16 protein-coding genes are annotated in these 22653 nt (G+C 62.5%); 6 read left to right on the forward strand and 10 right to left on the reverse strand.

Translation table 11 applies throughout. The features are described 5' to 3' along the window. Window positions 1-579: 579 nt before the first annotated feature. The 8 genes from KF886_09575 to KF886_09610 form a co-directional block, all read right to left on the reverse strand. A complete protein-coding gene (locus tag KF886_09575) occupies window positions 580-1122 on the reverse strand; it encodes a DNA-binding protein (GenBank protein MBX3177599.1) in 543 nt (180 codons plus the stop codon). A 36-nt stretch (window positions 1123-1158) separates the two neighbouring features. After that, window positions 1159-1596 (reverse strand): DUF488 domain-containing protein, encoded by a 438-nt coding sequence (locus tag KF886_09580; protein ID MBX3177600.1) that lies wholly within the window; start codon window positions 1594-1596, stop codon window positions 1159-1161. Then, complete coding sequence (locus KF886_09585; GenBank protein ID MBX3177601.1) at window positions 1593-2219, reverse strand: DUF488 domain-containing protein; 627 nt, start codon at window positions 2217-2219, stop codon at window positions 1593-1595. Before KF886_09585 ends, KF886_09580 begins: the two co-directional genes overlap by 4 nt. Window positions 2220-2230: 11 nt before the next feature. After that, window positions 2231-2938 carry a hypothetical protein gene (locus KF886_09590; protein MBX3177602.1) on the reverse strand — a complete coding sequence of 236 codons (708 nt, stop codon included), beginning with the start codon at window positions 2936-2938 and terminating at the stop codon, window positions 2231-2233. Window positions 2939-2952: 14 nt separating this feature from the next. Next, window positions 2953-6339, reverse strand: coding sequence for an SAM-dependent methyltransferase (locus tag KF886_09595; GenBank protein MBX3177603.1), 3387 nt, complete (start codon window positions 6337-6339; stop codon window positions 2953-2955). Window positions 6340-6424: 85 nt separating this feature from the next. After that, complete coding sequence (locus KF886_09600; GenBank protein MBX3177604.1) at window positions 6425-9811, reverse strand: NgoFVII family restriction endonuclease; 3387 nt, start codon at window positions 9809-9811, stop codon at window positions 6425-6427. A gap of 235 nt (window positions 9812-10046) precedes the next feature. After that, on the reverse strand, window positions 10047-11219 hold the full coding sequence (locus tag KF886_09605) for an ADP-ribosylglycohydrolase family protein (GenBank protein ID MBX3177605.1): 1173 nt from the start codon (window positions 11217-11219) through the stop codon (window positions 10047-10049). Window positions 11220-11649: 430 nt separating this feature from the next. Continuing rightward, window positions 11650-12948: a DegT/DnrJ/EryC1/StrS family aminotransferase gene (locus KF886_09610; GenBank protein ID MBX3177606.1), complete on the reverse strand. Its 1299-nt coding sequence runs from the start codon at window positions 12946-12948 to the stop codon at window positions 11650-11652. A 559-nt stretch (window positions 12949-13507) separates the two neighbouring features. Between KF886_09610 and KF886_09615 the strand changes: the two genes are divergently transcribed. Both KF886_09615 and KF886_09620 read left to right on the forward strand, forming a co-directional pair. After that, window positions 13508-13774, forward strand: a complete 267-nt coding sequence (locus tag KF886_09615) for a DUF1778 domain-containing protein (protein MBX3177607.1) — start codon at window positions 13508-13510, stop codon at window positions 13772-13774. Beyond that, window positions 13771-14271, forward strand: a complete 501-nt coding sequence (locus KF886_09620; protein ID MBX3177608.1) for a GNAT family N-acetyltransferase — start codon at window positions 13771-13773, stop codon at window positions 14269-14271. Before KF886_09615 ends, KF886_09620 begins: the two co-directional genes overlap by 4 nt. 32 nt (window positions 14272-14303) lie before the next feature. Here KF886_09620 and KF886_09625 read toward each other — a convergent pair whose 3' ends face one another. Then, window positions 14304-15275, reverse strand: a complete 972-nt coding sequence (locus KF886_09625) for a PmoA family protein (GenBank protein MBX3177609.1) — start codon at window positions 15273-15275, stop codon at window positions 14304-14306. Between the two features lie 297 nt (window positions 15276-15572). On the opposite strand from KF886_09625, the gene KF886_09630 reads away from it, so the two are divergent. Further along, window positions 15573-16646: a LacI family DNA-binding transcriptional regulator gene (locus tag KF886_09630; GenBank protein ID MBX3177610.1), complete on the forward strand. Its 1074-nt coding sequence runs from the start codon at window positions 15573-15575 to the stop codon at window positions 16644-16646. A gap of 90 nt (window positions 16647-16736) precedes the next feature. Here the strand turns inward: KF886_09630 and KF886_09635 are convergent, their stop codons facing one another. Beyond that, window positions 16737-16910: a hypothetical protein gene (locus KF886_09635; GenBank protein ID MBX3177611.1), complete on the reverse strand. Its 174-nt coding sequence runs from the start codon at window positions 16908-16910 to the stop codon at window positions 16737-16739. A gap of 313 nt (window positions 16911-17223) precedes the next feature. Between KF886_09635 and KF886_09640 the strand changes: the two genes are divergently transcribed. The 3 genes from KF886_09640 (at window position 17224) to KF886_09650 (ending at window position 22643) form a co-directional block, all read left to right on the forward strand. After that, window positions 17224-18264, forward strand: coding sequence for a TIM barrel protein (locus KF886_09640; protein MBX3177612.1), 1041 nt, complete (start codon window positions 17224-17226; stop codon window positions 18262-18264). 507 nt (window positions 18265-18771) lie between these two features. Beyond that, entirely contained in the window at window positions 18772-20094 is a 1323-nt protein-coding gene (locus KF886_09645) for a Gfo/Idh/MocA family oxidoreductase (protein MBX3177613.1), read from the forward strand. Window positions 20095-20117: 23 nt separating this feature from the next. Beyond that, window positions 20118-22643: a HEAT repeat domain-containing protein gene (locus tag KF886_09650; protein MBX3177614.1), complete on the forward strand. Its 2526-nt coding sequence runs from the start codon at window positions 20118-20120 to the stop codon at window positions 22641-22643. Window positions 22644-22653 lie beyond the last annotated feature (10 nt).

Raw genomic sequence — 22653 nt, forward strand, 5'->3', positions numbered from 1 at the left:
GCAAGCCCACAATTGTAGGCCCTGAACGCCTTTAATTGCAATAATTTAGCCCCGCACACACCATCCCCGTCCACAATCCAAAGCCCCCTTCCCTCTTCCCCCTTCCCTCTCACCCTTCCCTCTTTACCCTTCACTCTTCCCCCTTCCCTCTTCACCCTTCCCTCTTCCAGAAATCGTTCCCACGGTCCTCCGTGGGAATGCATCCCGTTCCGCTCCGCGGAACAACCCCACCCAAGAACCCACCGACCGACGCCGCGAAAAACGTAGGATAGCCGTCCCGGCTGTCCATGGCGGCAAAGCCGCCCCCGCCCACGCCGCGAAAAAAACGTAGGATAGCCGTCCCGGCTGTCCACGGCCGCAAAGCCGCCCACGCCCGCAGCGACACCCGCGCTCCAGCAGGGCGCATCGCCTGGGGACACAGACATTCCTGTACGCGGCAAAACAAGCCCAGAGACCAGAAGCCCCCTTCCCCTCGTTCCCAAGGTCCCCTTGGGAACGAGGAGAAAGCGCACACACCACCGTCAACTGCCCACCGTCAACTGTCAACACCCGCCCTTGGCCTGCCGGTCCTTCAGCCATTTATTGCACGCCTGGCACCCGCCATTCGCGCAACAGCCCCGCGATGTGCTCCGTTCCGCCGCCGGGCGCCGCGTGGGGGATGAAGGCGTCGTCCGCCAGGGCCGCCACCAGCAGGTTGCGGCTATGCGCCGAAGCCTTGGTCGGGCGCGTCGGCGTGTTCTCGAAGGGGGACAGGTAGAGCAGCCGACCGGCGTCGAAGGCCGCCCGGCAGGGGCCGGGAACGCGCATGGACTCCATCGCCCGCGCCGGGCACACGATGATCGGTTGCGACCCGCGCAGCAGGATCTCCAGACACCCCTGTTCCACCGTCGAGTGAAAACCGCTGACCACACAGCGGCCCGACTCCCGCAGGCGCATCGCCTCGTCGAAGGCCGCCAGGATCGGATCCCCCGGGCACCGCGCGGAACACAGCAGGGCCGTGCGAGGCAGCGCGAGGAGTTCGCGATTGCCCAGGGCTGCGAGACGGGGCGGGGCTCCCGCCCCCAGCCGTTCCCGAACGCGCGCGGGCAAGTCGATCAGCGCTATGCGGTCTGGTGCTTCCATCAAGGCCTGCGTGAGCGTTGGCGTTTTCGGTACAAATTACCCCAGATGCGTGATGTCCACATCGCCCCAATGTCGCTTGAGATATTCCGCCACCAGCCGTCGATGGCAGTGATGCGGTTTGTCCTCGCTACACAGCAGGCACCCCCCGGCGACCACGTCCTTCGGGATCCGGTCCTCGATGTGCCGCCTGTCCATCAAGTCCAGAAATCGCGCCTCATACGTTGCCCAATCGCCCTTGTGCTTCTTATATTCGTCCAACATCTCCTTCGTCGGCGCCAGATCCGGCAGGTGTACATACTCTATCCCGCACACCTCCTTTAGAAAAAACTTAAGATCGTCCCGTTTGGCAAACCCCGCCAACTGCGACACGTTGTTCAGGCGTACATCCACCACCCGTTGCGCGCCCGACTTCCGGAGCATGTCGAAAAATTTCTGCGCCGATTTCTTGGTAAATCCGATGGTGTATACGTTCATGGAGTCTCCTCCCGCGCGGACGGTGATTTTCCCGGCGCGGCCACATAGGCAATCTGCCGCTCCTGCCGCGCCATCGCCTCGGCGAGAAGATCCTCGCGCGACCGGAACATGTCCTCGCCCGGCGTACCGGTCAGTGTCAGCAGCCGCTCCAGCGCCGCTTCGTGCGTCTCCAGGTGTCCGTCCGCATGAATATGCGACACCGACTGCCCGCGCGCCACCAGCGCCTTCGCCACCAGCAACGTCCGGTGGCATTCCAGCGGCTCCTTTTCCGCGCACATCAACGCTACACGGAACTGGGCCGCGCCCTCCAACACACGGTCCAGCCCGCTCTGGAACAAGGCCGTCTGGGCCAGTCGCGCGTATTGCACCTGCCCATGCTCGTAGCACGAAGGGTCGTCGGACCGCGCCCCGAGCTCTTGCCCAAGGAATACGTAGTAGATCCTGTTTGCTCGGAGATAGCGCCCCAAAGGCTCCCGGTTGAACTGCGGATTGTGCCGGCTGTATGGCGATGATCGCACGTCGGCCACGGCTCCAACATCGTGCAAACGTAGCAATGCCAGGAACTTCTCGGCGCTGTGCGTCGAGTGGCCGATGGTAAACACACTGTATCCATTTGCTTGCATCGTCTTCTATTCTACATCCGTTTAATGACGGTGGCAATTAACTTGTAAACGAAGCCGTCGTACGGCTCCCCAAGACTGATAGTCAGACAACATTCGCCAATTTCGTGTGTGCCGTCGGGCTTGCCCAGGTACTGCGTTTCGTAAACTGGATCTGTTATCCAGAGGTGATAGGTGTCTCCGGCGTAGTGAAATCGGCCCTGCACCCGCCGTTTGGGGTTCCCAAACGCCGCTCCGGGACAGAATACCTGAATAGTTAATCGTTCGAGATGAATGAGTCGCAATGAACTCCTCAGTCCCGTTGCCTGCTCCAAAGGTATACGGTCATTGCAACCGTTGTAACTGCTGTGATGGTTGAGCCAGAGCGGACTATTCGGCTCCACGAAGTCTTGAAGTTCGGTCCAGTCCAATTTGTCCGTTTTACGCCAGTAGAAGCCGGGATCTAGCAGCCAGTTTTCCTGCTGATACTCATGAGGGCATGGCTCTATTAGAGGGATTCTTATGACATCAAAGACTTTCGGATCGCGCCCATCCTCATACCGTCTTTCCTCCAACGAAACCTCTTGATGCTCGCGGTTGCTGACAGGCCGAATCCACAAGCCGGGCCGGCCATTTAAGATTTCCCGCCCAGCGATGCATCGGCCACTCAGTTTGCGAGAATTGGCCAGGCATAGAATAGTTCTGACTTCATTTGGCTTCGGATAATCGCCCGCGTCCGACATGACAATTCCTCTCTCTAAGCGTCTCGACCCATGCGGAACTTGAAGTCGCAATTGATGATGAAATCCAGTTCCGTTTCTGTAAGCTTATAGTGGCGCGCCAGAACCATATCAATTTGGTCAAGATGAAATTTGGATTTACTCGGCCAGAATTCATCGTATTCTACGGATCCTGTTCGTGCGGATGTAGCCGACTTTCGGATAGCATTCTTCTTCAAATCCTTCATCAAGTCGCCACTCAATTTTTGAAGTTCCTCACCCATCGAGGATTCTGCATCGTCAAGATCGAATGGAAAGTTGACAACGAACTCTTTTCCGCAATGAAAGCAGTCGCCGAACGCGGTGAAATAAAAAAAGAAGAGAGAACTGTTGATGGCGGCTACCACGGCCATTGAACGCTGCTCCGGATTGAATTGATACGGTTTATAGTCGTCGGATTTCTTTACTCCGTCTGTCTCGTTGCGAAAGTGAGGTACGAAGTTGAAACATTTTACAAACATAGTTATCACGCGATGCACGTATATAACCGTTTTGCCCTGAGCCGTGAAATACTCCAGCGGTCGTCGTTGTAGGATCTTTTTAAGAATTACTTGACTGGTTTGCTGCCCAATTTTGGGAAAAAGGCCAAGATGCCAGAGGCTTTTTGGCGCTTGCGCGTATGTCAAGCGGGAAAACAAAGTTGGTCGAGCGTCAGAAAACCACTTGAGGTAGTCGCTGGACCAAAGTGAGAATGGCGCCCCTGCATTCCCGAGTAAGATGTCCAATCGAAACTTCACGCCTTCAAATAGCTTTGATGGATTTGCGTCACCGGAAAAGTGACTGACCCATGCATTGCCCAATTCTGACTGAAGCACTTCGCGCATTTCACTCATGCGATTTGTGCAGGAAAGACTCATCGGAACGATAGCGCCTACCCTGAAGCGGCTGTTCCCAAGCTTCAGAAATCTCTCCAGCATAGGACAGTAGATGTTTCCACATACAGAGGTCTTGTAACCACGCGGTATGTACTCGGTAATCTTCGAAAGTTCTACATACGGCGGATTCCCAATAATCACGTCAAACCCGCCCCGCCCCTGGACTATGCCATAGAAGTCCACAAACCAGTGAAAGGGCTGGTGGGACTTGAGCCACGTTTCATAGTCGCCTTTGCGACCCGGCTTCACGCCGTAGTCAATGGCGAGGTATCGGTTGAGTTCGTCCTCCAGGGCCTTGAGTCGCTCACGAAGTTTCTGTTTCGCGCTGGCATAGTCCTTGGCGTCCATGCCCTGTTCGGTCTGCATTTTCCGGAAGATCTGGAACTGTTTGTCGGCGAGGGCGGCCTTTTCCTCGATGGCGGGAAGTTCGAGTTGTTTCACCAGGTCGTCGCTTAGAACGCGGCGGATTTCGTCCATGGAGGCGAAACCGACGAGGGTATTTCCCGCGCGGATGTTGAAATCTACGTCGGGGAGGGGCTCGATGCCGCCATTGGGTCGTTTTTCGTCAGGCTCGACCTGGGCGGCGAGCTTGAGGAAGAGGCGGAGCTTGCAGATTTCGACGGCCTCTTCCATGAGGTCGACGCCGTAGAGGTTGTTGAGGATGATGCTCTTGAAGATGAAGTAGCGCCGGTTGGGGTGGGCGGCGACGTGGTCCAGCACCCTGGAAAAGTCCTCATACTTCCCGCGGGGCAGGAGCGGGAGCCCGTTGGGCGTGGTCTTTTGTTTGTCCGGGTCCGCCTTCGCGGCCTCATCGCGCAGCATGGCCTCCATGCGATCCAGGCAGGCTTCGTAGAGGGGCTCCAGGATATTGAGGGCGGCGAAGAGGAAGGCTCCGGAGCCGCAGGTGGGATCGAGCACGGTGACTTTCTCGATGGCGTGCCAGAAGGCGCGGAGGAGATCGGGGCCCTGGCAATTCTCGATCACGTCCTGGGCGAACTGGCGGATGTCGAGGTTCAGGGTGATGAGGTCGTTGATACCGAAATCACCGTCCGAAGAAGGTGCGTTTCCAATCGCCAGCAGGCGCGCTTTGACCTCGGCATAGCGCTGTCGGCGCGCGACGACCTCGCGCCAGGTCTCGGTGGGCAGGGCGAATTCGGGGGGCGCGGCCTTATTCCAGCCCTTGCGCAGTTCCAGGGTGAGCACAGGCCCCTCGCCGACGACCTGGTGGAGCGTGGGTGGATTGACCCCTTTTTCGATCTCCGGCGGCAGGGGCAGATCGACGCCATGGCGCACCGCCGGATAAATATACCGGTCCGGGTCCATTCGGAGCAGATCCAAGACGGTTGGGCCGCCGGGGTTCTCGAAGGCAACCTTGCACTTCGCCCGCGCCGCATCGAACAGGTAGGGGATGATGGTGTTCTTGCCGATGTATTCGGTGATGTCTTCCTTGGTGTAGTAGGCGCCCATCTGCTTCTGGTTGATGTACTTCTCAAAGATGTAGCCCAGCACATCGGGGTTGATTTCGTTGTCGGCGCGGAGGGGGCGCTCGTCCAGGTGCCACTGGTATTGGTCGAAATAGTCGAAGATCCGCTCGAAGGCCTCGTCGGGTATTTGGATGGCTTTGCCGTAGCGCTCCGGCTTTTCCAGCTCGTGGACGTCGAAAAGGCCGCCGTTGAGGTAGGGTATCTTGCCGATAAGCGTTTCCAGTTCCGCGGGGCGCGCTTTCCCGCCGAGGCCCTCGTGGAAGAGGCGCAGCAGGAAATAGCGGTAGAAGGAATAAAATTTGTCTTTGCCCTTTTCCCGGCGCATGGCGTCGAGCCGGTTGCGGAGGTAGTCCCGGTCGCCGTCGAGGAATCCCTTGCGCTGGATGAAGTAGACGAACATGAGGCGGTTGAGCATGACGGAGGCATACCACGCCTGGTCGCCCTGCTCGGTGATGCCGCCTATGAAATCGAGGAAGGCCGAGTGCTCCTTCTTGAAGCGCTCGAAGAATTTCTTGGTGACCTTCTCGACATCGAAAGCCTTGCGGGCGCGCCGGGTGACGTCCGGCAGGGCGATGGACTCCTCCTCTTCCAGCGTGAAGGCGATGGCCTCCAGTTTCTGGAAGAGGGCCTCGCCCGAATGCCCGTCGTGGTAGTGGTGCTCCCGGCAGGCGGCGGGCTTGCCGGGCTCGCGCTTGACCCATTGCCATACCTGGGCGGACCCGGCGGGGCCGGTGAAGACGATGATGTGCTCGTGGGCGATTTTCGCGGCCTGGCGCTCGATCCGGACCCGCATTGGATAGGCGGGAAGGACGCTGCCGCCGTCTGTGGGACAATGGAATACGGCCATGCCGCGTTTTTCAGCGATCCCGTGCAGATCGTAGGCGCACCCGTCCAGCTCGATGGTGTGCGTGCTCTTGAAGTGGTCCCAGCCGAGTTCCTGAATAAACAGGCCGTCCAGGTCGGATTCCTTGAGTCGATTGAGTACGGCCTTTCGGTCGATGGGCATGCCCTCGTGTCCTTTCCAGAGGATCACACAGCCGACCCGGCTGTGGTGACAGGCGGGGCGTCCGTCCTACGCTATTTTCGCATTGCTACCCGGGGAACAGTCCCATGGAGCAGATGAGCCGGGGTTCCCGGCTCTCGGCCTCTTCCTCCACGATGCACAGCCTGGCTTCCTCGCGCAACGTGATGACCAGTTCGGCGAGATGCTGGTCGTCCACCCCCAGGCGCAATTGGCGGTTCAGGGTGTCGATGGCGGCCTGACGCAGGGGAAAGCGGTAGATATCCTGGATGGCGCGGTGCAGCTCGGGGATATCGAAGAGTGTGCTCTTGACGTGTTCCGCGTGGCGCTTCAGCCGCTCGTAAACGCGAAAACGGGCGCCGCTGGGGCGGCCCAACTGCCCGCCCACGGACTTCTCTTCCGCCGCGATGTGCTCTACCGCGTCCCGGACCAGATCGTGGTGTTTCTCATCGCGCGGCAGCGCTGGGGTGTCGGGCTTGCAGGCCGCGAGGGTGAGGATTTCATACTGGGACTCGGTGATACTCTGTCCGTCGGCCCCGACATAGGCGAGGGCGTCGTTGTCCTCCGCCGTGCGCGCATAAACCAGGACGCCCTCGGGGCGCGACAGCGTGGGCGCGTGGGCGCGCGTGGAATAGACCACGTCGGGCAGGGCCGTGACCGCGCGCTCTAACTCGGGGTTCTTCTCCGTCGCGTTTTTCCAAATCTGGAAGGCCAGCGAGGCCAGGTCTACTTCGAGATCGTCCGTGCCGTCGAGTATGCCAGCCTTTTCGTGATAGAGGTCCTGAATCTGCTGGGCGTCGTCGCCCTCGAAGAAGGCCTCGTCGGTGCCCACGACTTCCGCGTTGTCGTTCAGGCGTTGTTTCACGCGCGAGCGGAGATGAATGATCTTTTCCACACCGTCGGCGGGGAGGAACGAATAGCACAGGATGTTCTCCGCCTGCTGGCCGATGCGATCCACACGCCCCGCGCGCTGGATAAGCCGTATGATGGCCCAGGGGAGGTCGAAATTGACCACAATGGCGCAGTCCTGGAGATTCTGGCCCTCGCTGAGGATATCCGTGGCGATGAGTGCGCGCAGCTCTTTTTCGGGCGGCACGCGGTCGCGCTTCTGGTTGCTGACCGGACTGAAACGCCACGCGAGGCCGGTCGGATCGTCCGTGTCGGAGGTGACACCGGCCACGCTCTGGATGCCGCGATTCCTGACTTGCGCCTCCAAGTACCTCACGGTGTCTGCGAACTGCGTGAAAACGAGCACCTTCTCATTGGGATGTTCTTCAGCCAGAAGGTGAATAAGTGCCTGAAGCTTTGCGTCGCGCGCGGGGTCCCAGTCACCGGCCATATTGAGCAAATCGGTGAGCGCCACTGCATCCGCCCGCAGGTGTTTGCCGAGATCTTCCGTGAAAAGGCTGGAATGAAGCCATTTGAATCGCTTCTTGTAGGGACCGGCGTATTGGTCGTAAACATCCGCAGCGAGTCGCTGGAACGCGGCCTCCGACCGCACGACGGGTGCCTCGCTTTCCTTGCTGTCCCCGTTGTCGCCCGTACCGTCGTCGGCGAACAGATCTCCGGTTACGCCATCGGCGTCCGTGTCGGTCATGGCGCTATCGAGCATCTCGGCGGATTGGGTGCCGAGGGGCAGGGGCAGATCGTTTTCGATGGCGTGGAGGAACACGTAGTTGCGGAGGATGTGCCGTTCCACGGACTGTAGGAATGCCGCGCCGCTGCTTTCGAGGCGTTTAAAGAGGTTGGTGCGGCAGAAGCCCATGAGGCGTTTTCCCGCGCGGGACAGATCCTGAAGCATGTGCGCATCGGCCTGCGTCGGGGGAGATTCGGGCGTGGGCTTCTCATAGTTGCCCAGCCCGTAGCGGGGGAGGAAGAGATTATTGATGGTGCCTACTACCTTGGGTGAATAGAGCTTTGCATACTGATCGGTTTTGGATTTCTCGTCAAGCTGAAAAGGAACGGTTCGTGGCTTGCGGTCCGGGAAATAGGCCCGTTCTCCGTTTTCGTAGGTCAGGTAGCGGCGGCCGTTCTCCGGGTCGAGCTGGGTATAATTTTCCTTGATAAAGCTTCGTGTCCGGCGGACCAGGAAGAGGCGCATCAGATCGCGCCAGTCGTCGGGGTGCTCGCTTTTCTCAAAGGCGGCCAAGGTCTTCACACCACACTGGTGGCGGCGTATAAACTCGGTCTCGGGGATTTGCCGAAGCAGGGCCTCCGGGCGAACGCCCAGGTCGCGGTCCTCCTCGATAAATAGCCTGAGCTGGCTGGACAGATCGAGGTAGGTCTTGTTGTAGGGGGTCGCCGTGAGCAGAATGCATTTGCTGTCGTTGGCGCGAATGTATTCCTGAATGATGCGAAAACGCCTTCCCTCGCGGTTGCGCAGGTTGTGGCTTTCGTCGAGGATCAACAGGCGGTAGCGGCGGAGATCCGGCAGCTTTTGTTTGACCTGACTTATGGATAGCACCTTTCCGCGAAGGCGGTATTCATCTTTGTAGTCCTCCCACATCGGCACGAGGTTCTTGGGGCAAATAATGAGCGTTTCGAGATCGTAGTCATCTTCGAAAATTCGGGCGAGGGCGGTCGCCATTAATGTCTTGCCCAGCCCCACGACATCGCCGATCACGACGCCGCCGCGCTTGTGCAGGTGGTGGGCGGCAATCTTTACCGCCGCTGTCTGATAGTCGAAGAGCCGGTTCCCGAAATCCTTTGGGATGCGGAACTCGGAAATGCCCGCGCGGGCTTCGCGAGAGAGGTGATAGGCGATCTTGAGGTATATGTGATAGGGCGGAACGGGCGTTTCGCGCGCCCAACTCTCGTCAATGATCGCCACGAGATCGTCCGAGATATCGATACAGTAGCGGTCGTTCCACCGCGCTTCGAACCAGGCCGCCAGTTTGCTGCAGGCGTCGTGGTCCATCACATCCACGTTGAGCTCGCCCTGCCCGGTAAGACCCGCCATGGTGAGATTGCTGCTTCCCAGGAAGCCCACCGTGGGGTTGATGGGGTCGGGTCGGAACAGTAGATAGAGCTTTGCATGCAAGGCATGGCGCAAAAAAAGCTTGACGACCACCTTTTTCCCGCGGATCTGCGCTGCCAGGCGGCGCAAGGCCTCTTCATCCTCATTGGTCGGTGCGCCGATGGTGAGTTGGTCGCGGAACTCTTGAGCGAGTTGCTTTCTGAGCGCCGCCGCAGTCTGGTTGTCGATGTCGTCGTGGTGGTCACCGGAAAGACTCATCGCCTCGCGAAGCTGATCTTGAGGTAGGCGCTGCATGCCAACGAGAAGTCTGCAGCATTGTCCGTCGGGCGCTCCCGTAAACTGTTCAATGGAATCGTGGAGCCGCTTCCACCCGCGCAGATTGAAATAGCCCACGCAAAAGTCGGCGCGTTCGGAGACATCCAGTGTCTGTCTCAATGCCGGAAGTAAGTGTTGCTCGATATTGTCAAATATGCGTGGCATACGTTTCGCTCAAGTTAAGGGTTCAAAAAAACATCCGGTTCCAACAACCGGGCACTTCCCGCCGCGTTTTTGCGGTGTGTTCATATTCCCTCCTGTCCCCTTCGGCGTGATCGGCCTCGTATTGGTGTGCCCGTCGAGGACCCGACAAGGGTAGCCTAAACGCGTCGAACTGATCTACTTTTGAGGTGGAAGTCCGTAGAACAACTATCCATACCCTTCTGATCGTTTCGACACGCTATTCGCCGCTCATCGCGTTCAGCCGCGCCGCGTAATCCTCGATCAGGTCTCGCTTGTGTAGCTTCTCCCGCCACGCCGCCGGGATCCCCTCGGCCCCGTAATACGCCCCGGCGATCTGCCCGTAGATCGCCGCCGTCGTGTCCGCGTCGTCGCCGAGGTTCGCCGCCAGGAGGCACCCGTCCCGGAAGTTGTCGGTCTTGTAAAAGGCCCACAACGCCGCTTCGAGCGCCAACACGACATACCCGCTCCCCTGAATCTCGGGCGGCTCCTTGCTCCGGAACGACCCCGACGCCACCTCGTGGATCTTCGGCGCGAGCGGCGCCGCGTCCCAGCCGCCCTCCACCGGACAATACAGCGGCGCGAGCAGCGTCTCTTTCGTCTCGCCGCGCAGCGCCCCCACCAGCAGCCCGGCGAAATAGCGGCACGCGTCCACGGCCTCCACGGCGCCGTGTGTCGTCCGCGAGCTGTCCGCCGCGTGTTGCAGCATCGCCTCCGGCTGCCCCGCAAACGCCATCGGAACCGGCGCCAGCCGCATCAACGATCCATTCCCCGCCGACCGGGGCGATGTCGGCCCGCACCACGGCTCACCCGTCCGCCCGAATTCCTCCAGCGCGCAACGCGTCGTGTTGCCAATATCGAAGCAATACCCCTTCGGGCTGTGGTGGCCCTCCTTATACCAGCGCCGGTAGCGGCGAAGCTGGTCCACCGGGTCAAACCCCTGGCATTCGATCAGGCTCTCCGCGAGACACAGCGCCATGCTCGTGTCGTCGGTCCACTGCCCCGGCGCCAGCTTAAAGGGCCCGCCGCCCACCATATCCGTGATCGGCGTGAAGGACCCCGGCGCCTTGAACTCGAGCGTCGTCCCCACGGCGTCGCCCGTTGCCAGCCCCGTCAGGCAGCCGATGAACCGATCGGACTCCGCCGCCGCCGCCCGCGCATACGTCCGCACGAATTCCCGCTGGGGCCGATTCTCCGGCGACGGGATCGACGTGGGCACATGCGCGCGAAGCCCCGCGATCACCTCCACGAAGTCCTCCGGCGTCGCCAGGCCCCTTCCGATGAGGTAACACCCCACCACCGTACCCGTGCGCCCGTGCCCGCCCCAGCAATGCAGATACACCGGCGCCCCTTCGGCCAGGCGCTGCTCGATGCGCGCCAGGATCGCCTCCATCTGCCCCGCCGCCGGGATTCCCGCGTCCGGAACGGGAAACCGATCAAAATGCAGCGTGACGCCCCGCTCCGCCGCCAGCTCCATCGCCAGGTCCATATACGGGATAAACGGCTCCCCCGAATGGTTCCGGTCCCGGTCCTCCATCAGATTGATGAAACACCGAACCCCGGCATCGAGAATCGACGAAAGCTTACGCCGCGCCCCATCGACCCGCTTGTCCCCGGGGTAGTTCCCCGCAAGAAACATCCCGGGAACAACCCAGTAACAACTCGGATGGGGTACCGGCGGCGTAGTCTTCGAGGGATTTCGCATGGCGGATGTACCTTCCTTCTGGTGGGCCTGTCGGCGTCTTTCGCCACAGTCTACCCGAAGACCGTTTCAGAAAACGGAACGATAAACAATTTTCGTCACGCGATCCGGCGCCAACCGGTTACCGGCCCGAAATCCGCCGTATCGTGTTCCTCAACGCGCCTACCTGCTGCTCCACCCGCTCCAGGGTCTGCATACTGGTCTTGAACTGGCACAGCCGAGGTTGGAGCGCTTCACAAACGGGACAATCGCCGGCCTGGTAGGATTTGACCGCACCCTGGTAGCGAGGGTCGAAGTTGGGCGCCTGGTCCGGCCGCGCGTAAAACGCCAGGTTCCGGAATACCGGCTCCAAATGGACCGGGCGCCAGGCGGAATACAGGCCGTCGCCGCCATTTTCGATGAAGATACGGCGAAATTCACGCCAGTCCACGCCCGCCCGTTCCTCGTCGAGTTGGCACACATAGGTCCAGTAGGTGTGCGTTGAGCCCGCCGGAACATACGGCGTGACCAGCCAGTCGCAATCCTCCTCCCGAATCACCCGCTCATACTGTTGGGCGATGAAAATGCGCGCGGCCACCAGGGCGTCGAGCCGCTCCAGCTGACCCAGCGCCAGCGCCGCCTGCACCGCCGACATGCGGTAGTTGTAACCCAGGATATCGTGCCGCTCGAAGGCGTAGTCCTGCCGCACATCGCGCGGCACAAACACATCGCCAGGCGCCGCGCCCAGCGTGCTGTAGCCCAGCGCCCCCCGCTTCCGGATCGCGCGCGCGAATTCCCGGTCATCCGTGATAACCACACCGCCATCGCCGCCGGAAGTCATGTGTTTGGACGCCTGAAAGCTGAAACTGGCCGCGTGCCCAATCGCGCCAACCATCCGGCCCTTATAGGTCGAAAGATAGCACTCCGCGTTGTCCTCGATGACCGTGAGGCCGTGCTTCTCGGCAAGCGCCATAAGCCCGTCATAGTCAGGCGGCAGCCCATAGAGGCTGACGGGGATGATCGCCCGTGTATGCGGCGTAATCTTCCGCGCCACATCAGCCGGATCGAGGTTGTACGTGCGCGGGTCGATGTCCACGAACACCGGTACGGCGCCGCACTGGACCACGACGATCGCGGTCGACACGGCGGTCAGCGGCGGCACGATGACCTCGTCGCCCGGCCCAACCCCGGCCCCCAGCAGGCACGATTGCATGGTCCCCGTGCCGGAGTTGTGGAGAATCGCATAGCGCACCCCAAAGCGCGCCGCAAACGCGGATTCCAGCCGTTGCAGGATGTTCGCCGGGTCAATGGTGTTGCGGAAGCCGGCCTGCAATACCTCCTCCAGGTAGGCGCGGTCGGCAAGCCCCACGCGATTGGGCGGCAGCATGCCGAAAAGATCCGCGGGCTTTCCCTCAAGCAGAGCGTGCAGGTTCTCGTTCATAGAGTCTTCCGAATCGGGGGATGGGTTGCTTTCGGGCTTCGCTCAGGTACGCCGCAAACGCCTCGGCCACCTTCCCCGCCGCCGCATCCCCCGGTGAATATACAGCCGGTGCCGGCAAGTCTATCACGCGCCCGTGGCCGCGAAGTCCACTCCAGTATCCGTACAATGCCAGGATTCCCCCAGGCAGGATGAAATGATGGGCGATGGCTGTGCCCCATGGGCTGGGATCGACAACCAGCATCGCAACGCCCAGTCCAGCGATTCCGAGTCCAATAGCGGTTTTCTTTCTGCAGGGACGCGATATACTCGCCCAAATGCCTGCGGGGTCCTCTCCATAGGAGCCGGGCCACCATCGGTCGGTTCGTATTGTATCGCGTAATCATGTCAGGCTGCCCTCCCTATCCGATTGCCTGATTACTATACAACAGAGGCCGGCATGCAATTCACGTCGTTCCACTCGGCTCGCAACACAACCGCGGGGCGCACTTGAGCGTAAAGACGGAGTTTTTCCGTACAATGTGCTATCATCCAGGCGCCAGGCAAAATCGGAGGCTCGGATATGAGCGCAACACGTATTGATCTCCGTCTTAACTCGGAGGCGAAAGATCTCATTCAGCAGGCAGCGGAATTGCGCAATCAGACCGTGACACAGTTTGCGGTATCGGCCCTTACGGAAGCCGCCGAAATGGTGGTGGCCGAGTATGAGCGGCGGGCGCTGTCGGATCGGGATCGGGATCTGTTCTTGAAGTTGCTGGAGAACCCGCCGGCGCCCAATGCCAAATTACGGCGGGCGGCGGCGTCGCACCGGAAAAACGTCGTCGGGTGAAGTGGTCGATTGAGGCGCTCGCGGAGACGCACGAGCGCAAAGCCTTCTGTAGCGGCATCGGGCAATTGGACGCGTACTTGCATCGGTATGCCGGCCAGCACACGCGAAAAGACATCGGGCGCACCTTCGTTGCCGTAAGCGCGGGTTCCCGGCGGGTTGCGGGCTACTACACGCTAAGTGCATCCTCCGTCGCCTTTCAGAATCTCCCCGACGCCCTCGCTCGCCAGTTGCCCCGATATCCGCTTCCCGCCGCGTTGATCGGGAAACTGGCGGTGGATAAGTCCCTCCAGGGTCAGGGGCTGGGAGAGCTCCTCCTCTTGGATGCGCTCAAGCGCGTCGTGGGAATCTCGTCGCAGTTAGCGCTGTATGCCGTGGAAGTACATGCAATCAATGACCAAGCGAAGTCGTTCTACACGCAATACGGGTTCCAGCCGTTCCTGGACGACGACTCGCACCTGTTTCTTCCGATTGAGACCATCCGCAAACTCTTGACATAAGCCTGCGGCGCAAGTTGGCGCGGCGCGCCGATTTACTCTGTCCCCACACTCCGATCCGCACGCGCCACATCCTTCACATACGCCGCAAACGCCTCCGCCACCTTCCCCGCCGCCGCATCCCCCCGGTGAATGTACAGCCGGTACCGCACCGTCACCGCCTCCCCGGGTTTCAACGCGTATGGCGCGTTCCCCGGCCACGAATGCCCCAGAAACCCGTAGTGCCGCAGGAGCCACCAGTCATACGGGTAGCCGGGATTCTCCGGATGCTGGAAAATGGCCACGCCGGACAGCGTCTCCGCGCCTGGCGCCGTCGCATACGAAACATCCACCCACGGCGACGCCACGTCGAACACGTCCTCCGCGTGCGCGCCCAGGGCCGACGTGAAATGCATCGGCGCCCGCGTCTTGTCGGGCCGGAAGTTGAAACCGCCATACCCCTTGTCATCCGTCACCGCCCCGCGGACGTAAATCGGCGCATCGGTCAGGTTCGTCCACGTCAGCGTGACGTCCAGTGCGCGCCCCGTATCCGTCGCCGCGTGAACCACCACCGCATACCGCTCGGAGGCAATGGGATAGTCCTCGCCCTCGTCAAACACCCACACGTTCTCCCCGGAGAACGACGCGCGCGCCGACGTCGCCTCGCCAGGCGCGCACGACACCGTCGCCTGCCGCGCCCCGTCCAGGCCCCACGTGTCCACACGCCGCCCCTGCCACTGTGTGTCCGGCCAGCCCCAGAAAACGCCGCGGTGGTGATAATGATCATCCGGGAAATCCTGCGTCAGCACCTCCCCGTCCAGCCCGTAAAGCGGGTGGATGTATCCCGTGCGGTAGAACCGGTGTTTCACGCCCTCCGGCGGCATCACCCAGCCATAATGGTGCGTAACCACCGCCCGCCCATCCTCACGTATCTCAATCGCCCGGCCGGTATCCGAAATGGAAAACTCCGCCTGCGCCAGAGCAACCCCGAGCATCGCCGCCACAAGCAAAACCACACGCTGGATCATGGAAAGGTCCCTTCATCAAGCCAATACCCACCGCCCATGGTACTAGCCACCCAGAACCGATGCAACGTCCCACCACCACCACCACTAGCCCCGCAAACCGCCCCCCATTGTCCCCTACGTCCCTTAGGTCCCTTAGGTCCTTTCCCTCCCTGCCGTCCCTGTTGTCCCTGTTGTCCCTGAAACCCTAAAGCCTAAAGCCTCCAGCCTAAAGCCTCTCCCCAAACTATCAACTTCCCCCCCAACTCCCCTATACTTCACCCCTCAAACTTCACCCCTCACCCTTCCAAGGATCCGCCCATGACCCCGCCCCGCTTCGGAAACGCCGCCGTCACCATCCAGGACGTCGCCGCCCGCGCCGGGGTCTCCAAAAAAACCGTCTCCCGCGTGATCAACGGCGAGTCCCACGTCACCCAGGCCACCCTCCGCAAGGTGCAGGACGCCATCGCCGAACTCGGTTACGTCCCCAACGTCTCCGCGCGGCGCCTCGCCAGTAAGCGCTCCCATGTCCTCGCCCTGGTCTACCCCGTTGAAGAGCCCCCCGGCTGGCTGACCCACGTCATGCAGGGCATCCTTCAAACCGCCGCCCCCCGAGGCTACGAACTCGTCATCCACCCCTGTGAACCCGGCGAAGAGGCCGCCCGGCGTTCCCTCCAGACCCTCGTCGGACGCGGCGGCGCCGACGGGCTCATCCTTCTGCCCCCCTTCGGCGGGAAGACCCCGTTCAACCTCGCCCTCCACGAAAGCGGGCTCCCCATCGCCTCGATCGAGCCTTCCGACCCCGATCTGCCCTGGCCCGCCGCCACCATCACCAATTTTCAGGGCGCCAGAGACATGACCGACTACCTGCTATCCCTCGGACACACCCGCATCGGCTTCGTACTCGGCGCCGCCGACTATCGCGGCACGTGGGATCGCTTCGAGGGCTTCAAGGCCGCCCTCGCCGAAGCCAACGTCGCCTTCCCCGAGGATCTCCTCGCAAGCGGCGACTACCATTTCGAGTCCGGACTCGCCGCCGGCCGCGCGCTCCTGTCGAAACGCCCCCGCCCCACCGCCATATTCGCCAGCAACGACGAAATGGCCGCCGGCGTCATGCAGGCCGCCGGCGAGCAAGGCCTCCGCATTCCCGACGACCTCTCCGTCGCCGGCTTCGACGACAGCGCCCTCGCCTGCCGCCTCTCCCCCCCGCTCACCACCATCCGCCAGCCCACCGCCGACCTCGCCGCGCGCGTCACCGAGGCCCTCATCGCCCGCATCAACAGCGAAGAAGCCCCCAGCGGTCGCATCGAAATGGAAACCACCCTCATCATCCGCGCCTCCACAGCTTGGGGACTGGCTCCCGAGCCGCAACCACCCCGGTCGCGAAAGCGGTAAAACGCACCTGATCGCGAGGGTGCCTGTACCCGCCTCAAAACTCCCATATTCGCACCTCGTTCCCCGCGCATCCACCCGGCCTCGCCTTCACTATTCCGGCGATCTCTCGGGCGACTCGCTCAGCTCGCCCAAGGCCTCCATGTGCTTCTGCCGCCAGTAAGCCATCTCCTCCTCCAACGTCATACCCTTCGTCTCCTCGTAGATCCGCAACGCGCCGTCATGCATGAATTCCACGCAGTCGAACTTTTTTGTATCAGTCTTCATAGTGAATCATCTCCTCCGGCGTGTGAATCGCCAAGGCTCCGTATCCCTGCTTCATGTTTACTTCATTTTACAGTGAATTCTTGTCAAAGTGGACGAGTGCTTGAAATTCCAACTGACTATCGCCCGGCATCGGGTGACTGTCGCGGCGGCAACGTGCAAAGCGCCCCCACACCCGGTTTGACACCGGTGTCAGGATCTGATAGCGTGACCCCGCTGTGTTCGCCCCAACGGGGCAAATCTATCTTGGGTAACTCTCGCGCGCGCACGACATCCGTCCGCGCGCCTCCACCGCATGGAAAGGCATACCCCCACAATGAGCGACAACAAAGGCTACCGCTTCTCGTTCGGCCCCTGGAACATCAACGAAGGCGGCGACCCCTTCGGACCGCAGGTCCGCCCCACACTTTCCTTCGCCAAAAAGCTCGGCCGCTACAAGGCCCTCGGCTTTGAGGGCGTCCAGTTTCACGACGACGACGCCGTCCCGGATCTCGAAGGCCTCTCCCCGAAACAACTCACCGAAAAGGCCGCCGAAATGAAGCAGGTCCTCCACGGCGAGGGCCTCGTGTGCGAATTCATCGCGCCCCGCCTCTGGGAGGACAAGCGCGGCATCGACGGCGGCTTCACCGCGAACGATCCCAAGGTCCGCGAATGGGCCTTCGACCGCGCGAAGAAATGCGCCGACATCGCCAACGCCCTCGACACCAACATGATCGTCCTCTGGCTCGCCCGCGAAGGCACCTACATCCGCGAAGCGAAGGACGCCATCGTCGCCTACCAGCGCATTCTCGAGCTCGTCAACGCCCTGCTCGACTACAACCCGAACATCGAAATCGCCATCGAGCCCAAGCCCAACGAGCCCATGGACCACGCCTACGTGCCCACCATCGGCCACGCCCTCGCCATCTCCGGCATGAGCAAGGACCCCGCGCGCGTCGGCGGCCTCATCGAGACGGCCCACGCCATCCTCGCCGGCCTCGACCCCTCCGACGAAATGGCCTTCGCCCTGGCCGCCGGAAAGCTCCTCAGCGTCCACCTGAACGACCAGAACGGCCTCAAGTTCGATCAGGACAAGTCCTTCGGCGCCGCAAACCTCCGCATGGCCTACAACCAGGTCCGCGTCCTCGAACTCGCGGACTACGCCGCCACCGGACGTTTCGTCGGCCTCGACGTCAAGGCCATGCGCACCCAGCAGGGCGAATGTGTCACCGACCACCTCGCCAACAGCAGGAAAATCTTCCTGCACCTGGTGGACAAGGTCCGCAGCTTCGACAAGAACCTCGAAAAGAAGCTCATCGAGTCGCGCGACTACGAAGCCCTCGAAATGGCCGTCCTCGCCCACATCATGGGCCTGTAGGGGACTGCCTCCCGCGTGTACGTGTGCCTGGTCGCGCAAGCGTCTTAGTGAGTGCGTAAAGCGGGTGGCTGTACCCGGAGAAAATCGCATACAGTTTTAGACGCTTCTTCGGGGTACAGCTACCCTCGCCTGAGCGCTGGTTGCTTCGCGCTTACGCGGCCGAGCTCAATCCGGCTCGGGAAGCAGTCCCCCAGGGGACTGCCTCCGGCTGGCAAATGTACCCAACCCCGGAGCAACCAGCCCCAACCCAGCCGGTGGCCGCCCTGAAATTTCAAAGGGAGCCACGGGTGCCACCCTCAAGCTCTGCGGCTCCGCCGCAAAGGCTTGTGGGTGCGAGACTGCAGTAGAGCGCCAACAGTCAGAAGCAGCATTTCATCCTTAACGGCTGACGCAACGCGTCATGAAAAGTTGTACCCGGAGAAAAACCAAGTTGACGCCGCATCCCCGATCCGGCAGTATATCCAGATCACATACCGAACCTTTCCAAACCAATTGGAGAATATAACCATGGCAGGAAATCGGACCTTATCGCGCAGGCGCTTTCTGCGCAATACCCTCGCCGCCACCGCCGGCGCGGCGGGCTTTCCCTACATCGTTCCCGCGTCCGCGCTCGGCAAAGACGGCCATGTCGCCCCCAGCAACCGCGTGGTCATCGCCTCCATCGGCGTCGGCGGGCAGGGCCGCTACGACACCATGGGCCTCATGAACGTTCCCCAGGCCCAGGTTGTCGCCGTCTGCGATGTGGACACCAACCACCGCAACCAGGCCAAACAGATGGTGGAGGAATTCTACACCGCCAAAAACGACACGGCCTGGAAGGGCTGCGCCACCTACAACGACTTCCGCGAAGTCGTCGCGCGCCCGGACATCGACGCCATCATGTGCGCCACGCCCGACTTCTCCCACGCCATCGTCAGCGTGGCCGCCGCAAAGGCCGGCAAGGACATCTACTGCGAGAAGCCCCTCGCCAACTCCATCCCCGAGAGCCGCGCCATCTTCGACGCCGTCACCCGCTACCGGCGCGTACTCCAGACCGGCAGCCACGAGCGCTCCCGCGACAACGCGCGCTACGCCGCCGAGCTCGTCCGCAACGGGCGCATCGGCAAGCTCCACACCATCCGCGTGAACATGCCCATCGACAACCACGGCCCCATCGGCCCGCAGCCGGAAATGCCGGTCCCCGAGGGCTTCGATTACGACCTCTGGCTCGGACCCGCCGCAAGCGCCCCCTACACCGAGAAGCGCTGCCATTTCTGGTTCCGCTATATCCTCGACTACAGCGGCGGCGAAATGACCGATCGCGGCGCGCACATCCTCGACCTGGCGCAGCTGGGCAACGGCACCGACCACACCACGCCCATTTCCGTCGAGGGCACGGGCGATTTCCCGAAAGATGGCCTCTTCAACACCGCCATGGCCTACAATTTCCGCTTTGAATACGCCAACGGAGTCCAGCTTCTGGGCGAGAGCGTCGGCCCCCGCGGCGTCAAATTCGAGGGCGAGGACGGCTGGATCTTCATCCACGTCCACGGCGGCGACCTGGAGGCAAGCAACCCCGCGCTCCTCAAGGAAGTCATCGGGCCCGACGAACTCCAGCTCGGGCGCAGCCGCGGCCACCACGAAGACTTCGTCAAGTGCGTGATCACGCGCGGCGAGCCCAAGGCCCCGGCCTACGTCGGCCACCACACCGCCTGCATGTGCCACATGGCCAACATCGCCATGAAGCGCGGCCACAAGCTCCTGTGGGACCCCGCCACCGAACAGTTCACCAACGATGACGACGCCAACCGCATGCTCATGCCCGCCATTCGCGGCACGTGGCAACTCTAAGCAACCCCCGGAAGGATCGGAAAATGAACCAAACGATGCGAATCTCCCGCGCGGTATTGTCGGCGCTGCTGGTGCTCGCGGCCGGGGTGGCGTACGCGCAAGACCTCGACCAGGGCCTCGAAGCCCTGAAATCCTACAAATTCGGTGACTCCCGCACGGCCCTCGCGCCCGTGGAAGCCGCCGCACTAAGCGCGAAAACGGACAACGCCCTGCGCGGCAAACTGGAGGCTTCCTTCATCGCGCTCCTCAAGAGCGATGCCGCCATCGACGCCAAACGCTTCGTATGCCGTCAACTCGCCGTCATGGGAACGCGCGACAGTGTTGATACCCTCGCCAGCCTGATTGCGGATCCCGGCCTCGCCGACTACGCCCTCCGCGCACTCGTCGAAAACCCGAACCCCGCCGCCCTCGACGCCCTCGTCGCGGCCATCGACTCCGCGCCCGCGACGCAGAAAGTCGCGGTAATCAACGCCCTCGCCCGGAAAGGCGACGAACGCGCCGTAAAGCCCCTGACCGCCCTCCTCGATCACGCCGACCAGGCACTGGCCCAGGCCGCCACCGCCGCGCTCGGCGGTATCGGCGGCTCCGGCTGCGCGCCGCTCTTCGATCGCCTCGAAGCCCGGGGAACCGCCGGTGGCGCCGTCCTGGCCGACGCCTGCCTCCAGTGCGCCTCCAGTCTCGACGCGAAAGGCCGCGAACAGGCCATAGGCGTCTATAACGCGCTCTACGAACCCTCCCAGCCGGGCCACATTCGCGCCGCGGCCCTGAGTGGCCTCGTCGCGCTGCAACCGGAAAAGGCCCGGGATTACGTCGTCGCCGCGCTGAACGAGTCTGATCCCAACCTCGTGCTGGTCGCCTCCGGCTTCATCCGCAACCTCCCCGGCGAGGAAGCCACCGCAACCTTCGCCGGCATGCTCGCCGGCGCGGATCCGAAGACCCAGCTCCTGCTGATTGACGCCCTCGCCCATCGGGGCGAGCCGGGCGCCCTGGACGCCATCATGGCGGCGGCAAACGGCGAAAATGAGACCGTGCGCCTCGCGGCCCTCGCCGCCCTCGGGCGTCTCGGTACCCACGAAACCGTCCCCTTCCTCCTGGAACTCGCCGCGAACGCCTCCGGCGAGGCGCAGCGCACCGCCCGCGCCAGCATCGCCACCATCCCCGGCAACCAGGCCGACGTCGCCGCCCTCAAGGCCGCTCAAGAGGGCGCGGGCGCGGTCCAGCTCGAGGCCATTCGCGCGCTGGCGAGCCGCCGCGCGATCCGCACCTCCCCCGCCCTGCTCGATCTCGCCGCAACCGGCGAAGCCAATGTCCGCGCCGAGGCCCTTTCCGCCCTCCGTGTTTTGGCCGGTCAGGATGACATGGCCGCGCTGCTCGGAATCCTGGCCGACGCCGGCGACGACACCCAGCGCCGCAACGCCGCCCAGACCATTACGGATCTCGCCGGCCGCATCCCCGCGGACGACGGAAAAACCGCCCCGGTCGTGAATGCGCTCGCGGGCGCCCCGAACGACCCCACGCGCGCCGCCTTGATCGGGATTCTCGGCCGCATCGCCACCGATGAAGCCCTCGCTGTCGTGCGGGAGCAGGTCCAGGCCGCCACCGGACCCGTCCAGGTCGCCGCCGTCGAGGCGCTCGCCGCCTGGCCCGATACCCGCACCCTGCCCGACCTCAAGGCCCTCGCCGGCAACGCCGCGCACCCCGCGCGCGGCGCGGCCTTCGCCGGCTATGTCCGGCAGCTTCGCGCAGCCGGCGGCATGACGCCGGGCGAGAAGCTCGCGGCCTTCAGGGAAGCCGATGGCATGGCCCAGGGCGAACAGGAAAAGAAGTTGGTCGTCGCCGGACTCGCCGAGGTCCCCTCGCTCGAAGCGCTCCAATACGTCGAAGCGCGCCAGCAGGACCCCGCCGTCGCCGCCGAAGCCACCCAGGCCGTCCTGCGCATCGCCGCAAGCATCAGCGGCGCGCACCGCGACGAAGTCGCCCGGCGCATGAGCACCTACCTCCAGCAGGACACCAGCGACGCCGTCAAGAAGCAGGCCCAAAACGTCCTCGATGGCCTCGCCGCCTTTGAGGACTACATCACCGCCTGGCAATATGCCGGCCCGTACTTCGAGGAGGGCAAACCCTCCATGTCCTTCTTTGACACCCCCTTCGCGCCGGAGACCGATCCCGCATCGGTAAACTGGTCCATCGCCCCCATGGGCCTCGACCGCGCCCAGCCCTGGAAAGTGCACCTGGCGCAGTTCATCGGCGGCGCGGAACGCGTGGCGTACCTCCGTACTACCCTCACCGCGCAAGCCTCCCGCGATGTCATTCTCGAAGTCGGAACCAACGACGGCTGCAAGGTCTGGTGGAACGGCAAGCTGATCGAGTCCCTCAACGTCGGACGCGCCTTCAGCCCCGGACAGGACCAGCTCCCGGTCGCCCTCAAGGAAGGCGAGAATACCCTCATGATCGCCGTCTACCAGCACGGCGGCGACTGGGCCGCCGCGGCCCGCCTCCGCACCCACGACGGCCAGCCCGTAGCCGGAGTAACCCAGTCGGCGAAATAAAGGCCCGACC

It is taken from the genome of Candidatus Hydrogenedentota bacterium (assembly GCA_019637335.1).
Classification (GTDB): domain Bacteria; phylum Hydrogenedentota; class Hydrogenedentia; order Hydrogenedentales; family JAEUWI01; genus JAEUWI01.

Bases quoted from the DNA above. Each gene is read 5' to 3' on its own strand.
- KF886_09615 (MBX3177607.1), top strand. From the start codon at position 13,508: ATGAGCGCAACACGTATTGATCTCCGTCTTAACTCGGAGGCGAAAGAT.
- KF886_09575 (MBX3177599.1), bottom strand. From the start codon at position 1,122: ATGGAAGCACCAGACCGCATAGCGCTGATCGACTTGCCCGCGCGCGTT.
- KF886_09605 (MBX3177605.1), bottom strand. From the start codon at position 11,219: ATGGAGGCGATCCTGGCGCGCATCGAGCAGCGCCTGGCCGAAGGGGCG.
- KF886_09625 (MBX3177609.1), bottom strand. From the start codon at position 15,275: ATGATCCAGCGTGTGGTTTTGCTTGTGGCGGCGATGCTCGGGGTTGCT.
- KF886_09595 (MBX3177603.1), bottom strand. From the start codon at position 6,339: ATGCCCATCGACCGAAAGGCCGTACTCAATCGACTCAAGGAATCCGAC.
- KF886_09600 (MBX3177604.1), bottom strand. From the start codon at position 9,811: ATGCCACGCATATTTGACAATATCGAGCAACACTTACTTCCGGCATTG.
- KF886_09645 (MBX3177613.1), top strand. From the start codon at position 18,772: ATGGCAGGAAATCGGACCTTATCGCGCAGGCGCTTTCTGCGCAATACC.
- KF886_09585 (MBX3177601.1), bottom strand. From the start codon at position 2,219: ATGCAAGCAAATGGATACAGTGTGTTTACCATCGGCCACTCGACGCAC.
- KF886_09610 (MBX3177606.1), bottom strand. From the start codon at position 12,948: ATGAACGAGAACCTGCACGCTCTGCTTGAGGGAAAGCCCGCGGATCTT.
- KF886_09640 (MBX3177612.1), top strand. From the start codon at position 17,224: ATGAGCGACAACAAAGGCTACCGCTTCTCGTTCGGCCCCTGGAACATC.
- KF886_09650 (MBX3177614.1), top strand. From the start codon at position 20,118: ATGAACCAAACGATGCGAATCTCCCGCGCGGTATTGTCGGCGCTGCTG.
- KF886_09580 (MBX3177600.1), bottom strand. From the start codon at position 1,596: ATGAACGTATACACCATCGGATTTACCAAGAAATCGGCGCAGAAATTT.
- KF886_09630 (MBX3177610.1), top strand. From the start codon at position 15,573: ATGACCCCGCCCCGCTTCGGAAACGCCGCCGTCACCATCCAGGACGTC.
- KF886_09590 (MBX3177602.1), bottom strand. From the start codon at position 2,938: ATGTCGGACGCGGGCGATTATCCGAAGCCAAATGAAGTCAGAACTATT.
- KF886_09635 (MBX3177611.1), bottom strand. From the start codon at position 16,910: ATGAAGACTGATACAAAAAAGTTCGACTGCGTGGAATTCATGCATGAC.